This window comes from Nocardia sp. NPDC057668 (assembly GCF_042799795.1).
In the GTDB taxonomy this organism is placed as follows: Bacteria; Actinomycetota; Actinomycetes; order Mycobacteriales; family Mycobacteriaceae; genus Nocardia.
This window is the reverse complement of sequence record NZ_JBHVIC010000008.1, coordinates 448,351-461,239: the sequence shown is the minus strand read 5'-3', so window position 1 is coordinate 461,239 and position 12,889 is coordinate 448,351. Positions and strand designations below refer to the sequence as shown.

General features: G+C 66.3%; 13 protein-coding genes and 1 rRNA gene. 10 read left to right on the top strand and 4 right to left on the bottom strand.

Annotation, left to right across the window (positions count from 1 at the left end):
- A 5S ribosomal RNA gene (gene rrf / locus ACFVBH_RS38080) occupies positions 1–85 on the top strand; the annotation flags it as partial.
- 61 nt (positions 86–146) lie between these two features.
- On the opposite strand, the gene ACFVBH_RS38075 is transcribed toward rrf, so the two are convergent.
- Entirely contained in the window at positions 147–992 is an 846-nt protein-coding gene (locus tag ACFVBH_RS38075) for a hypothetical protein (protein WP_379009773.1), read from the bottom strand.
- 185 nt (positions 993–1,177) lie between these two features.
- Here ACFVBH_RS38075 and ACFVBH_RS38070 point away from each other — a divergent pair, with 185 nt between their 5' ends.
- Entirely contained in the window at positions 1,178–1,678 is a 501-nt protein-coding gene (locus ACFVBH_RS38070; protein ID WP_379009769.1) for an LmeA family phospholipid-binding protein, read from the top strand.
- Positions 1,679–1,709: 31 nt separating this feature from the next.
- Here the strand turns inward: ACFVBH_RS38070 and ACFVBH_RS38065 are convergent, their stop codons facing one another.
- A complete protein-coding gene (locus ACFVBH_RS38065; RefSeq protein WP_379009764.1) occupies positions 1,710–2,792 on the bottom strand; it encodes a nuclease-related domain-containing protein in 1,083 nt (360 codons plus the stop codon).
- A 554-nt stretch (positions 2,793–3,346) separates the two neighbouring features.
- On the opposite strand from ACFVBH_RS38065, the gene ACFVBH_RS38060 reads away from it, so the two are divergent.
- From ACFVBH_RS38060 to ACFVBH_RS38045, 4 genes are all read left to right on the top strand, one after another.
- Positions 3,347–4,201 carry an enoyl-CoA hydratase-related protein gene (locus ACFVBH_RS38060; protein WP_379009757.1) on the top strand — a complete coding sequence of 285 codons (855 nt, stop codon included), beginning with the start codon at positions 3,347–3,349 and terminating at the stop codon, positions 4,199–4,201.
- Positions 4,202–4,590: 389 nt separating this feature from the next.
- The gene (locus ACFVBH_RS38055) at positions 4,591–5,073 is read left to right on the top strand and encodes an SRPBCC family protein (protein WP_379009753.1); all 483 of its coding nucleotides are present in this window, start codon (positions 4,591–4,593) and stop codon (positions 5,071–5,073) included.
- A gap of 249 nt (positions 5,074–5,322) precedes the next feature.
- Complete coding sequence (locus ACFVBH_RS38050; protein WP_379009749.1) at positions 5,323–5,880, top strand: hypothetical protein; 558 nt, start codon at positions 5,323–5,325, stop codon at positions 5,878–5,880.
- 128 nt (positions 5,881–6,008) lie between these two features.
- The gene (locus ACFVBH_RS38045; RefSeq protein ID WP_379009744.1) at positions 6,009–8,822 is read left to right on the top strand and encodes a DUF262 domain-containing protein; all 2,814 of its coding nucleotides are present in this window, start codon (positions 6,009–6,011) and stop codon (positions 8,820–8,822) included.
- Between the two features lie 120 nt (positions 8,823–8,942).
- Here ACFVBH_RS38045 and ACFVBH_RS38040 read toward each other — a convergent pair whose 3' ends face one another.
- Positions 8,943–10,001 (bottom strand): class I SAM-dependent methyltransferase, encoded by a 1,059-nt coding sequence (locus ACFVBH_RS38040; protein ID WP_379009740.1) that lies wholly within the window; start codon positions 9,999–10,001, stop codon positions 8,943–8,945.
- A 170-nt stretch (positions 10,002–10,171) separates the two neighbouring features.
- Here ACFVBH_RS38040 and ACFVBH_RS38035 point away from each other — a divergent pair, with 170 nt between their 5' ends.
- Positions 10,172–10,456, top strand: a complete 285-nt coding sequence (locus ACFVBH_RS38035; protein WP_379009734.1) for a hypothetical protein — start codon at positions 10,172–10,174, stop codon at positions 10,454–10,456.
- Positions 10,457–10,512: 56 nt separating this feature from the next.
- The gene (locus tag ACFVBH_RS38030) at positions 10,513–10,839 is read left to right on the top strand and encodes a hypothetical protein (protein WP_379009729.1); all 327 of its coding nucleotides are present in this window, start codon (positions 10,513–10,515) and stop codon (positions 10,837–10,839) included.
- Between the two features lie 23 nt (positions 10,840–10,862).
- Here ACFVBH_RS38030 and ACFVBH_RS38025 read toward each other — a convergent pair whose 3' ends face one another.
- Positions 10,863–11,525 (bottom strand): hypothetical protein, encoded by a 663-nt coding sequence (locus tag ACFVBH_RS38025; RefSeq protein ID WP_379009727.1) that lies wholly within the window; start codon positions 11,523–11,525, stop codon positions 10,863–10,865.
- A 168-nt stretch (positions 11,526–11,693) separates the two neighbouring features.
- On the opposite strand from ACFVBH_RS38025, the gene ACFVBH_RS38020 reads away from it, so the two are divergent.
- Positions 11,694–12,485 carry an exonuclease domain-containing protein gene (locus ACFVBH_RS38020; protein ID WP_379009724.1) on the top strand — a complete coding sequence of 264 codons (792 nt, stop codon included), beginning with the start codon at positions 11,694–11,696 and terminating at the stop codon, positions 12,483–12,485.
- Between the two features lie 123 nt (positions 12,486–12,608).
- On the top strand, positions 12,609–12,845 hold the full coding sequence (locus ACFVBH_RS38015; protein WP_379009721.1) for a hypothetical protein: 237 nt from the start codon (positions 12,609–12,611) through the stop codon (positions 12,843–12,845).
- The last annotated feature ends 44 nt before the right edge of the window (positions 12,846–12,889 follow it).

Here is a 12,889-nt window from a genome sequence, read left to right as displayed (position 1 = left end):
TCCCATTCCGAACCCGGAAGCTAAGGCCACCTGCGCCGATGGTACTGCACTCGACAGGGTGTGGGAGAGTAGGTCACCGCCGGAACATCATTCACGAAACCCCCTGACTTCGGTCAGGGGGTTTCGTCGTTTCCGGACACTGTTCGCTACAGCAGTGTCAGCTGATCCGGACTGACATTCGCCGGCAACCGCGGATGCCAGGTTCCCAGCACTTCGAACTGCCTGCGCCGGCCGGCGTGATTTCCGATGAAGAAGTAGAGATCGCTTCCCGGGTCACACATCTCGCGTTCCCACTTCTCGCGCAGTCGACGCCCGGCCTCCTCGGGACCGTACTCCTGTATCCAGGCCCGGCCGTCCTGCCCGAGATCCCAGTCCAGGCACTGCTGTTCATGCCCGCGGCACGCGGCGTCGGTACATCGATACCGATAGCTGAGCCGAAAGGGCATCGGCTCCATCAATGCGATCTCATCCCCGAAAAGGCTTGGGGTACTGACCGCCTCGATCTTGGCCAGGTGCTGGGAAGCCCACGGAGACCCGTGCTCGACCACCACGCCCTCGACGAACGGCTTGACGAGCCCGAACGACGGCGCGTGCTCACCACTCGATCGCCCGAGGGAGTTCGGCCGAAGCAACTGACACGCACTGGTCGCCCCGATCAGCGGCCCCAGAACTTCCCGCCGCCTGACCCACTGCCGCCCATCCGCTTTCACGTGCCCGACGACCGTCAGCGACTGAGCGTCCGGCCGATACGACTCCGGCCGCGGGTCCCGCTCGCTGTCCCTTCGAACATCCACTTCCACGATGTCGTACTTCTGAAACCGCGAATACGCCTCGGCGGTCCGAAACCGCATGGGATACAGCCGGATCCATGAAGGCGCTCCCGCGTCCAGTCGCACTCCCGCGACCGCGGTGACTTCACCGTCCGCCTCCGAAGCGGCCGGATATGTCTTGACGGTAATCAGTACCCGCGCCCGCTCCACCCCTGACGCCATAACCTTCACCTCCCCACGGTCGCGCCCCACAACCGTGGTCCGAGTCCCGACCCATACGCGATGGACATTGCCCAAGTAGTACCCCACCGGTACGACATCACCCGTAGCTCACCTGCGAATGACGATTGCCCCACCAACCTGCCACCGCCCCCTCGCAACCCCCGATCTCTTGACATGATGTTGGGGTGCGCATCCTCCTCGCAGTCCTCATAGTCTTCGCCGGCCTAGCGGTAGCAGCCGATTTCGGCGCCGCCTCCTACGCCGAGAAGGCCGCGTCCGAGACGATGCGCAACACCGCGAACCTCGGCTCCGACCCCCACGTGGACATCCAGGGCTTCCCCGTCCTCCTGCAAGCGGCCACCGGCAAATACAGCAAAATCGTCGTGAAGGCAGACCAGGTAGGCAACGAGAAGTTCGGCCTGGTAGACGTGGAAGCCACCCTGGAAGGCGTGGAGATCCCCCTGACCGACCTCTCCGACCGCGTCCTCCACAAGCTCCCCGTGGACCACCTCGAAACGACGGCCCGCTTCAGCGCCCTCCGCCCCCTGGCCCTGGTGGACGTGGCCGGCCTCCTCCCCTTCGGCGTCACCCCGACCAGCGTCCGGATGGATGGCACCACGATCGTGGTCACCGGCAGCGGCGACAACATCCTGATCGACATCGACGAGCTGAAGGGCAAGAAGTAGGGCTGCTGAAAGTAGCGGCTGAGCCCGCGGATCAGCAGTTGAACGGATAGCAGTTCCTCGTCGGAGATGGCGCCGGCGGAGCAGCGGGTGGTTGCTCCGCGCCGGCGGTGGGAGTCGGCGCCGGCGCATCGGTGATCGATTGCGTGATTTCGCCCGTGGTTGTCGTCTCACGCGGGTCTGCGCGATCGGCGCCCTGCCCGAATACCCACCAACCGCCGGTGAGAAGCGCGAGTGCGACGGCAGCGCCGAAGACTTTGGGCGCGACGCGTCGAGCGGGTTTTCGTGCGGGCGCGGTGCTTCTCGGCGGTACCACGGGTGGAGTGGGCCGTGAGGCGCGTGCGGTCCTCCGCACGGCCGAGGTAGTGGCGGCCCGAGTGGTGTAGGCGGGCAACGTGGTTCGACCGAGTGGGACCGGGCGAGGCTCGGCCGCTTCAGTCCGCGCGCTGTCGGGTTGCGATGCCGAGCCGGATGGGACGGCGAACGGCTCATGTGATTCGAAGCCTTCGGCGACGAGATCGGCGAGGGTGATCTCGCTGTCGAAGTGCAGTTCACGAATCAGCGCGAGCGCCTGCTGCGCGGTCCACGGAGATTTCCGCCGTTCGTTGGCGCGGAACCACGCCCGGAATTCCTTCATGGATCCGATGCGTACATCCATACCTCGAGGAAGGCTCTTCGGACCCAGGTTGACGTTCTGACGGTGCTGTGGCAGTACCAGGACCAAGCCGGGAACAAAGGTATCGGTGATGCCGGACTTCACCGCCAGGTTTTTGAGGTTCAGGGTGCAGGCGCGGGCCTGCTCGAGCGGGTTGAGATCCCCGCCGCGCACGTGCACCGGTTCGTCGCACACGCCCGGCATGGTCCAGCGCCCATTGGCCGGGCACAAGAGTGTGCCGCTGACCGCCTGGCGAATTCCTTTGACCTCGATGGCAGCACACAGCCGCGGGGTAATCAGCACCAGATCGGCCTCGGCCTGGTTGCCACGTTGATCGGGGACGAAGCATCCGGATATCGCGATTCCGTCGAGCCGATATGGTCCGGTGGCTTTGCGCAGCCACCCCAGCACGGTCTGTTCGCTACCCGGAATCCCGGCTCGCTCCCCATTGACGATCTTCATTTCTCTCACCCCTGCTTGCGCGACGGCGGTCGAAATCGACTCCGTCCCACAACGATATCGATGAGCACTGACAGAATCTGTTGAAAAAGGTTGTGGCGCAGTCGAAAACGATCATCGAACGCAAGGTTGGGGTCGGTCCCGCAGTCGTGCATCCTGTGAAGAGCAACGTGCTCGATGGCCGTCCGGCAAGGGTGGTCACGGCATCGTCCAAAGCGGCTCGCTACGCGGTCGGCGCGGCGACTATGCCGGGAATGGCCCCACCGACTGCGCGGCGACGCCGCACGGGAACCCGTGTCGGATGGGGGCCATTCCCGGCGATCCGCCGGGTGGCGAACGGGTCGCGGGCGGGGTCTGAGGGCGCGCCCCGCCGACGATCGAAAGCGTTTTCGGCGAACGGGTCTGCCGGCCGTAGCGGCGGTCCCGGCCGGCTCGGTCCGCAAGCGTGCATCCAGTCGTGTGTCGATCTTCCTGGCCGGACTCTCCCGGCGGTTGACCTGACGGTGATGCATTGAGAAGCTTCAGGTTCCATTTGCTCAACGCGAGGGAGATGAACCATGACCATCCACGACGGCCACACGGGTGATCCGGCCGGCTACTCGACGATCACCTACGCCGTCACGGACGCGATCGCGACGATCACCCTGAACCGCCCGCACGCGCGCAACGGCTTCACCCTCGCAATGGCGGACGAACTCGGCGCCGCCCTGACCGCCGCCGACCTCGACGACGAGGTCCGGGTCATCCTGCTCGCAGCGGCGGGCGACTACTTCTGTGTGGGAATGGATTTCGCGGAGCCATCGCTCGGCGACTTCACCGACCCGGACTGGGACGAGCCCTCGACCCGGGTCGTGCGCCCGATGGTGAACTCGAACAAGCCGGTGATCGTGGCGATCCAGGGCGCGGCGGTCGGCGTCGGCATCTCCATGACTCTCGCGGCCGACTTCCGCCTCGCGGCCGAGGACACGCGCTTCGGCTTCGTGTTCGCCCGCCGCGGCCTGTACCCCGAAGGCGGCTCGACGTGGTTCCTGCCCCAGTTGGTCGGCCTGGCGAAGGCGAAGGAGTGGATGCTCACCGGCCGCCTCTTCGATGCGCGGGAGGCGCTCTCGGCGGGCCTGATCACCAGCACCCACGCATCGGCGGACCTGCTCCCCGCCGCCTACGCCCTGGCTCGGGACCTGGCGGTGAACGTCGCGCCGACCTCGGCCGCGCTGATCCGCCGCGCGCTGGTCACCATGACGGCGCACGGCGATCCGGAGGCGGCGTTCGCCCTCGACAGGAAGTCCATTCCGCACGCGTCCGCGAGTCCCGATCTGGTCGAAGGCATCTCGTCGTTCTTGGAGAAGCGTCTGCCGCGGTTCACGGGTGTTGCGCGGCGCGACGTACCCGATTTGGCCGACTGGCTCGGGTGAGGGCGGCCGTGTGCGCGGGTGTACCTGCGCTGGCGAGGGGGGCACTGTGCGCCCTCGCCGCGGGCGGGTACTGCGCGCACTAGGCGACGCAAGTCTCCCGACCGTGCGGCCTGTCGCGACTGCGCTCGATGACGTGAGCTGATCTGCCATGTCGGGTGCCGCGGACCAGTTGCGGCGAGGTGTTGGGGGAACATCGGTCTACGCCGACGCTCGTGCGTGTTGGCCCGGCCGCCAAGTGCTGTTATGCGCGTTCGGCATTGTATTGTCGGTCCTTGCTCGGTGGTCTCGGAACCACGCCTCGAGGTGGTGCTGTGAATTCCATCCGGTCCGGGTTGCACGGCAGGGCAGCGCGGAATCGTTCTGCTCGCACGTGACGAAAGGTTCGATCGATGACCCTGGCTTTCGCAACAGCTGTTTTCAACGCACCCGTCGATGTGGTGTGGAAACGCGTGCGGGATTTCGGCGATCTGTCCTGGCATCCCGCGATCGCGAGCTGCGGCCTGGAGGTGGGACCGGTGGGCGAGGATGGGGTGGCGGAAACCCGGCGCCGGATAGTCACTCGCGGCGGAGAGGTCATTGTCGAGCGGCTGGAGGCATTCGATGATGTGCGGCACCGATACAGTTACTCGTTCACCCAGAACCCTTTTGGTGTGCAGGCCTACCGTGCCACGCTGGAGTTCATCCCGGTTACTGCCGACGATACGACATTCGCGCACTGGCGGACCGAGTTCACCGCCGCCGAGGATCGACTGTCGGAGTTGTCGAATCTGTTCAGCCACAATATTTTTCAAGCCGGACTGCATTCGTTGGACGCGCTGATTTCCGAGATCGACGCGTCACCCGGGCTCCGAGCCGCCCGCGGAATCGGATGACATTCCGGTCGGATCGGTCGGGTTCTCGGTAGTCGTGAACACCCACGCGGATGTCGGCGACCAGCGCCGTGCCGCGCGACTTCCGAACGCGAGTGGTCCCGTCTCCGAGACTTCGGGATCTCGGGCAGACGGTCTCGGAGCTGCTCGGCGAACAGCTGGGCCGGGTGCGATGACGGCAATGCCGTGTTGTCGGGGCTGAGGAGGTTCGGACCGGAATTGCTGTCATAGCCTCGATATATTGTGCGTTGCATGGTGTTCAACGCGCGAGACCATATTGCCGTAGACACGCTTGCCGGGCGCGACGCCCAGGACGGGATCGCCATCCGATCCGACCTGCTACCGCCCACCACCCACGACTCGAACATCCGGGGAATTGTCGACCGCGAGATTTGGGACGCGTTACGGATTCCGGTGTGTGCCGCCGCAGGAAATCGGTGTGAGATCTGCGGGGAGCGGTCCACGCGCAACGGCCGCTCGAGCCGTCCGGATTGCCATGAGAAGTGGGTTTTCGAGTTTCGGGACGATCGGCCGGTTCAGCGCCTGCAGCGGCTGATCGCGGTGTGCCAGGGCTGCCGTCAGGTGCAGCATTCCGGGCTGGCCCGGGTCAAAGGGCTCGAACACGAGGTGATCGCTCGGTTGTGCCGGATCAACCGGTGGAGTCGGGAGCAGGCCGACGCGGATCTCGACCGGTCCAGCGCGCGATGTTCGTATCTCGACCAGTTCGATTGGGATCTGGATCTTTCGGTGCTGCGCGGGCAGATCGTGCTGCGGGATTACCCGGATATGTATGTCCCCGCCCAAGATTGAGCGCGGCTCGGAAACTCCTTCTTCGACATACCGCCGCGTGACGAAGGTACGCCCCGGTAACCCGTTCCAGCGGTCCGGGATCCCGGTAATGTTCCGGATCGATAGCGGCAGGTGAGGGTGAGGGTGGAATGAAGGCGTCGGAGACCACGCTGGCGGCATTGGTGCAGGGGGAGAAGCAGTTTCAGATCCCGCTGTATCAGCGGACGTATTCGTGGACCGACAAGCAGTTGGCGCAGCTGTGGAGTGACATCTGTGAGCAGGCCGATTTGCTCGCGGCGGGGGAAGAGGGGCCCACGCATTTCTGCGGGTCGGTCGTGTTGGCTCCTTCGCCGTTGAACGATGCGGCTTTCTCCCGGTGGCTGGTCGTCGACGGCCAGCAGCGGCTGACGACGTTGAGTTTGGCGCTCGCGGCGATCCGGGATCACCACACCGACCCGCGGCAGCGGGAGCGGATCAACGAGCAGTATCTGATCAACAAGTTCCAGGAGGACGACGGCTACTTCCGGATCCTGCCCACCCAGGCCGACCGGATCGCGTACGGCGAGCATGTGCGAGGCACCCACGCCGGCCCGGGCGGTGACCGAATCACCTCCGCGTACCGGTACTTCCGGCAGGCGCTGGTGGACCTGGACGACGCCGCCGAAGCGCGCGACATCACACACATCGAGAAGGCCATCACCACGCGGCTGACCCTGGTCCAGATCGTCGCGGAACGGGACGACAACGTCCACCGAATCTTCGAGTCGCTCAACAACACCGGGCTGAAGCTCTCGCAGGCGGACCTGGTGCGCAACTACCTGTTCATGCGACTGCCCAAGCGTGGCGAGCAGGTGTATCAGACCTATTGGCTGCCCATGCAACGCAGCCTGAGCAACGAGCAGCTCGAACAGCTGATGTGGCTGCGGCTGGTGCTCGACGGCGGGGTGCGGGTCCGCCGGCAAGACATGTACGCCGCTCAGCAGCGCAAATTCCTGCGCGACGGCGAATCCGAAGCGGACATCGAGGCGTACGTCCACGAATTGCACCGCATGGCACAGCATTTCCGGCGCGTCGTCGACCCCGATCATGAGCCGAATCTCGAGGTGCGCCGGTACCTGCGCCGGATCGACCAGTGGCAGGCAGCGACCACCTATCCCGTGCTGATGATGCTGCTCGACAAGCGGGAGACCGGCGTCATCACCTCGGACGAGGTCGTGCTCGCCCTGTCCTACATCGAATCCTTCCTGGTTCGCCGCATGATCTGCCAGCGCCCGACCCAGAACCTGAACAGGATCTTCCAGGAGCTACCCGGTCAGCTGCCGGACGGGATGACGGTGGTCGAGGGCATCCGCAGCGTCCTGTCCGCGCCACGGCGCTACTGGGCCACCGACGACGAGCTGCGCGAGGCCATCGCCACGAAACCTTTTTACTGGTACGGGAAGTGGGAACAGCGCCGCCTGGTTCTGCAACGCCTCGAAGAGAGCTACGAGCATCCCGAACCGGTCGACTTCGTCAATGCCAAGCTGACCATCGAGCATGTGCTGCCCCAGGAACCCGGACCCGAATGGCTGGCGGCCCTGGAAGTCGGTGCCGCGGAAGGCGAATCCCCCCGAGATCTGCACGAGCGCCTCGTCCACACCCTGGGCAATCTGACCCTCACCGCCGAGAACTCACGCCTGTCGAATCACCCGTTCGAGCGTAAACAGGACCTGTTGGCGAACAGTCACCTGGAGATGAATCGCCACATCGCCGCCACCGCGACCTGGGGAGCCGCCGAAATCGTCGCGCGGGCAAATGAACTCGCCGATCGTGCGATCACGCTGTGGCCGAGTCCGATCGGCGGCGTCGAGCGGGTGGAGAAGACCCGCGACTGGAGCCTGCTCCGCCGAGCGCTCTCGGTGTTGCCACCGGGCACCTGGACCTCCTACGGCGATCTGGCCGCACTCGTCGGCTCGAGCGCGATCGCGGTCGGACAGCAGATGTCGCGCGCCTACCCGAACGCGCACCGCGTCCTCGACCACACGGGCCGCGTCGCGGAGGGGTTCAACTGGGGCGACGGCCCGGACCGCGGCGACGTGGTGGATGTGCTTCGGAAGGAAGGCATTACGGTCAGCGACCGCAGCGTAGCCGCCCCCGGCCAGCGCCTGTCCGTCCGCGACCTGGCGGACCTGCTCGGCATGACCGAGGCCGACGCGAACGCGGCCGTGCGCCCCGGCACCGCGAGCGAGGTGGACCGCCGCGCCCGCTTCTTCGCCCAGCTCGCCGACAAGAATCCGGCACCGGTTGCCCAGGCGGTCACGAACGTGCTGGCGTTCTGGGAATCCCACGGCGGCCACCTCGAATACGGCACGGGCGCGAAGTCCACCAGCTGCATCCTCATGCTCAACCGCGGCTCCGCCGGCCCCATCTGGCCCGGAGCCTTCTATCCCGGAGACGGCGGGCCCGGGAAACTTGAGATCGTCTTTCAACATCTGGTCGTACGAGAACCGTTCGCCGACAACCATCTTCGGAACGAGTTCCGCCTGCGCCTCAACGAGATATCTGGCGTGAGTATCCCGGAGGGCAAGCTCACTCTGCGCCCGAGCTTCTCGATCAAGTCGCTCAAGGACGGGCTCGACTACAAGCGGTTATGTGACGCGCTGCTCTGGTTCCGGAACACGGCGCTGGGCGGCGAGAATGCCGGAGGCTGGGATGCCGAGACCCAGCCCGTCTCGCCCGCGGTCCGCGCGCTGCTGGCCGCGCTGAGCGAACACGGCGTGCCCGAACCGGAGATGTGCGTCGAACTCGGCAGGCACAACTGGCCGGTCGAGGCCGTGTGGCCGGAATGGCGGCTGGCGCTGGTCGAGGGTGAGGACGACGACCGGGACAGCGGGTTGGCCGAGGGTGGATACCGGGTTGTCGGGGTCGAGAACACGAAGCCGGACGACTTGGCGGCCTTGCTGATCGGACCCCGAAGCGCCTGATTCGGACGTCGAACTCCGCCGGCGACATTGCCGCGGTTCCGCGCCGCGGGGTCGGATGGCGGGGTATCTGCCGGTAGCAAGGGACCGGCGCCGGCGATTGGTCCTCGGTCAGACCGGCCGTCAGACCGTGAGCCGGTAGAACCGCCAGAAGCCGAAGTCCTCGATCGGCAGCACGTCCACGGCGCTGAAGCCGGCCTTCTCGGCATACTCGCGCAGCTTCGCGGCCCGCATGACCGTGCCGGTGCCGACCGAGTCCGGGTGCGCCATGCCGTCGGGCAGGCAGACCAGCAGGCTGAACCCGTACATCAGGCGGTCGACCTCGCCGCCGGGTCCGGTGAACTCCGGCTCGACCGCCTCGTCCATCACGATCACCGCGCCGCCTGGGAGCAGGGCCTTGCGCATGCCGGTGAGGACGTCGACGGGGTGCGGCATGTCGTGGACGCATTCGACCGCGAACAGCGCGTCGTACGTGGCTGCGGGCAGGTCGACGGCCGCGTCCGCGTGCCGGAAGCGGACGCGGCCGGCCAGGTCCGCGGCGTTCTCGGCGGCCATCGCGACCGAGGGCTCGTCGATGTCGTAGCCGTCGACCGTCAGCTCCGGGTATGCCCGTGCGAGCGCGATCGACGACCAGCCGCCGCCGGACCCGATATCGGCGACCTTGGCGCCGGGCCGTGCCAGGAGAGCGTGCAGATCGTCGACGCCCGCGAGGTCGGCGGCCAGGCGCCGCTCGAACCAGGGCCGGTTCATATCGGACTGTGATTCGCGCATGTCGACGCCGAATTCGGACCAGCCGACCCCGCCGCCTTCGCTGTACGCGCGTACCAGTCCGGGCATCTGAACGCCGGCTCCCGCGATCATCCGGGCAAGGGGTGCAAGGTAATTGAGGCTGGTGCGATCGGTGAGCACCTCGGCCGCACCGCTCGGCAAGGCGAACAGCCCGTCCGAATCGACCGTCAGGACCCCGGTGCACGCCTGCTGCTCGAGCCACTCCCGCGCGTACCGGCGATCACCGCCGGCCCGCGCGGTCAACTCCGCCGCGTCCGCGGGCCCGCCCTCGGCCAGCGCCCGGTACCAGCCGAGCCGATCGCCGAGGTGCGCCGCCAGGATGTCGATGGCCCCGAGCGCGGCCCCGAACATGCGCCCGGCGAACTGCTCGGCCGTCTGCTCCACGTGGCTCACTGCGCCCTCCGATGTGATCGTTTCCGCGGTCGTTCGCGACCCTCTCGGAAGGAGATACGGGACGTCGTGCGCGGGGGTTTTCGCTGCCAACGATTCGGTCTCTGTTTGCTCCGTTGCTGTCCGATAGCTGGAGAATGATCTAGATCAGTTTCGAATGATCGGATGTAATCATGAAGGCACTGTCATACCTCGGCTCGGCCGCCGGTGCGGTCGCCGCCATCGCAATCATCTGGCCGGCGCAAGCCGGCGCTGCTCCGCTCGGCGCGGTGGAAAGCTCGACGTCCGAGGCGGTATTCGCCCAGCCCAGTAACAACTGCCACCCTTCCTACGATCCGTGCGTGCCGAACACCGGCGACGTCGACTGCGCGGACCTCCGTGGCCCGGTGCGCGTGCACGGATCGGATGTGTATCGCCTGGACAGGGATGGAAACGGAATCGGATGTGAAGAATCCTGACCTGTCCGCGAAATAGCCGGAATTGATCGAGCGGATTTCGAAGATCGGAAGCAGCGATGAGCTCGGCTTCATTCCTCGGATCAGCGGCGTGCGCGGCGGTGGCGTTCGCCATCGTCTGGCCGATCCAGGCCGCCGCTGATCCGCTCACCGACTTTCTGTGCAACAGCGGGTCGACCCAGTTCTGCCCGCCACCGCCACCTCCGCCGCAGCCCGGCGGCACCTGTCACCAGTCCTACGACCCGTGTTTGCCGATCGTGAGCGACGTGGATTGTGCGGGCGGCTCCGGCAACGGGCCGGTCTACACCGGACCGGTTCGAGTGATCGGGCCTGACGACTACGACCTCGACCGGGATGGCGACGGGCGTGGATGTGAGAACAGCTGACCGGGTCGACGTGGGCGAGTGGCCTATTTCGGGTCGCTCCCGTAGCCGAACTGCCTGGCCAGTCCATAGTTGATCTCTTCGATGACGAACGGGATGGGCTCCGAGTCCTCGGATTGTGTCGTGATGTCTTCCGGCGTCAGGTAGTCGAAGGCAGCGAAGGCGTCGTCGTCGAAGGGATCTGCCCGGCGGGACCAGTATTCGTACCGGGGTATGCCGCCCGCGACATCCGCGGGACAGTCGCGCGTTCCGTCCGCGCAGTAGGCGCGAGGGGTTGTGGCGGTGCGGGATTCGAAGCCGTCGAGAACCAGGTGGTGGGGCCAGAGGTCGGTGAGGTCGTAGAGGTAGAACAGGGCGTCGCCGGGGGCGCGCAGGATTTCGTCCAGCCGGACCTGTGTTTCAGGGAGGGCGGTATCACCGCGGGCGACAGCCGCCGCGGCGGGGTAGCGCACGGCGTCGTCCGCATCGAACGCTGTGCCGCAACGGAATTCGTGCTCGGCGCGACCGACCCAGCCGAAGCACCACCCCAGAACCTCGTGTAGGTCGTTGAGGAATAGTTCGGAGGAGACCTCCAGCAGGCGGGTCAGCGGCGGAGTGGTGCCGATGACCGTTGCCTGAACGCGGAGGGTGGTGGCCCGCTTACGGCGCGGTCCACGTCGGGTAGGGGTGGGCGGCTGTTTCTCGGCCACGAGTGGACATTAACCGAGGTGGAGGTGAGATCCGCAGCGGTTTAGGGGATTTGCGCCCGGAAGTCATGTGGTTTGTACGGTATGACCGGCTGGCGCGCGGTGTTTGCGTCACGCGATGGGTGGCGGGGCTGCACCGAGCGATCATCAGTTCGGTCGTCCCAAGGTTCGATGCTCGGCGTCGGTCGCCGACTGCCGGGTGAGACTCCAACTTCCGGTGGTGCAATCGACCGGGTTCTCGTCGCCGCGGGCGCGAGATGGACTAGATTCGCGCCGATGACCGTGTCATGGACCGAAAGCCCGCTTGCCGGAATAGATCTCGAGACGACCTCGCCGGATCCGATGACGGCTCGCATCGTCACCGCCGCTCTCGTGTTCCCGGAGTCGACGCTGGACCGCGGCTGGCTACTCGATCCCGGGGTTCCGATTCCCTGCGAGGCGACCGCGGTGCATCACATCACGACCGAGCAGGCCCGAACGGATGGCGTGGACTACGCGCTCGGCTATGCCGAGATACGCGAGCAGCTCGAAAGAGTCTGGGCGCTCGGCTATGTCGTGGTGGCGTTCAATGCCAGCTACGACTTCACTGTCCTCGACAGGCAGGGCCAGCGGCTCGGCTACCCGCCGCTGATCCACGGCCCGATAGCGGATCCGTTCGTGATGGATCGAGAACTCGATCGCTACCGCCCGGGAAAGCGGACGCTGTCCGCGCTGTGCGAACACTACGGCGCTGTGCTCGGTTCCGCTCACGACGCCGGCCATGACGCGAAAGCCGCTGTGGCGCTGGTGAAGATTCTCGCCGCCCGCTACACCGTCGATCTCGGGACACTGACGCCGGCGGAGTTGACGGCCGCGCAGACCGGCTGGCATCACGACCGTCAGGAGGATTTCGCCGCGTGGCTGCGCCGGAAGGGGCGGGACGCCGAGGATATCGACGGGCAGTGGCCGATTCGGACGGCGTGACGGCTTCGGCGTCCGCGGCCGCTGTGGGTGCGGACGCCGATCCGCCGGCGCTGACGTGCACTGCCCCCTGAGATGAGGCGCTGCTGGACTGGGCCGAATTCCGTCCGACCTCGCGGTGCTGCGATGGAGCAGCATGCCCGGCCTCCGACTGTTCTGCACGAAACGCCAGTCTCCGACGATGTAGAGGTGGCGCTTGGTGTGGGTGATGGCGACGTTGAGGAGTTTGGCGGCGGAGACCTCTCGGTCAGTACCGCGGTGGCTTTGTCGAGCATCAGCCACGGGTGCGCGGTGACGTCGGGGTCGATCATGCCCGCGTCGCCGATCCGGTTGATCCGCTCCGGCTCGGCGTCGATGAGGTAGAACGGCATGCTGCCCATCGTCCGTTCGGCGGCTTTATCGTGTTG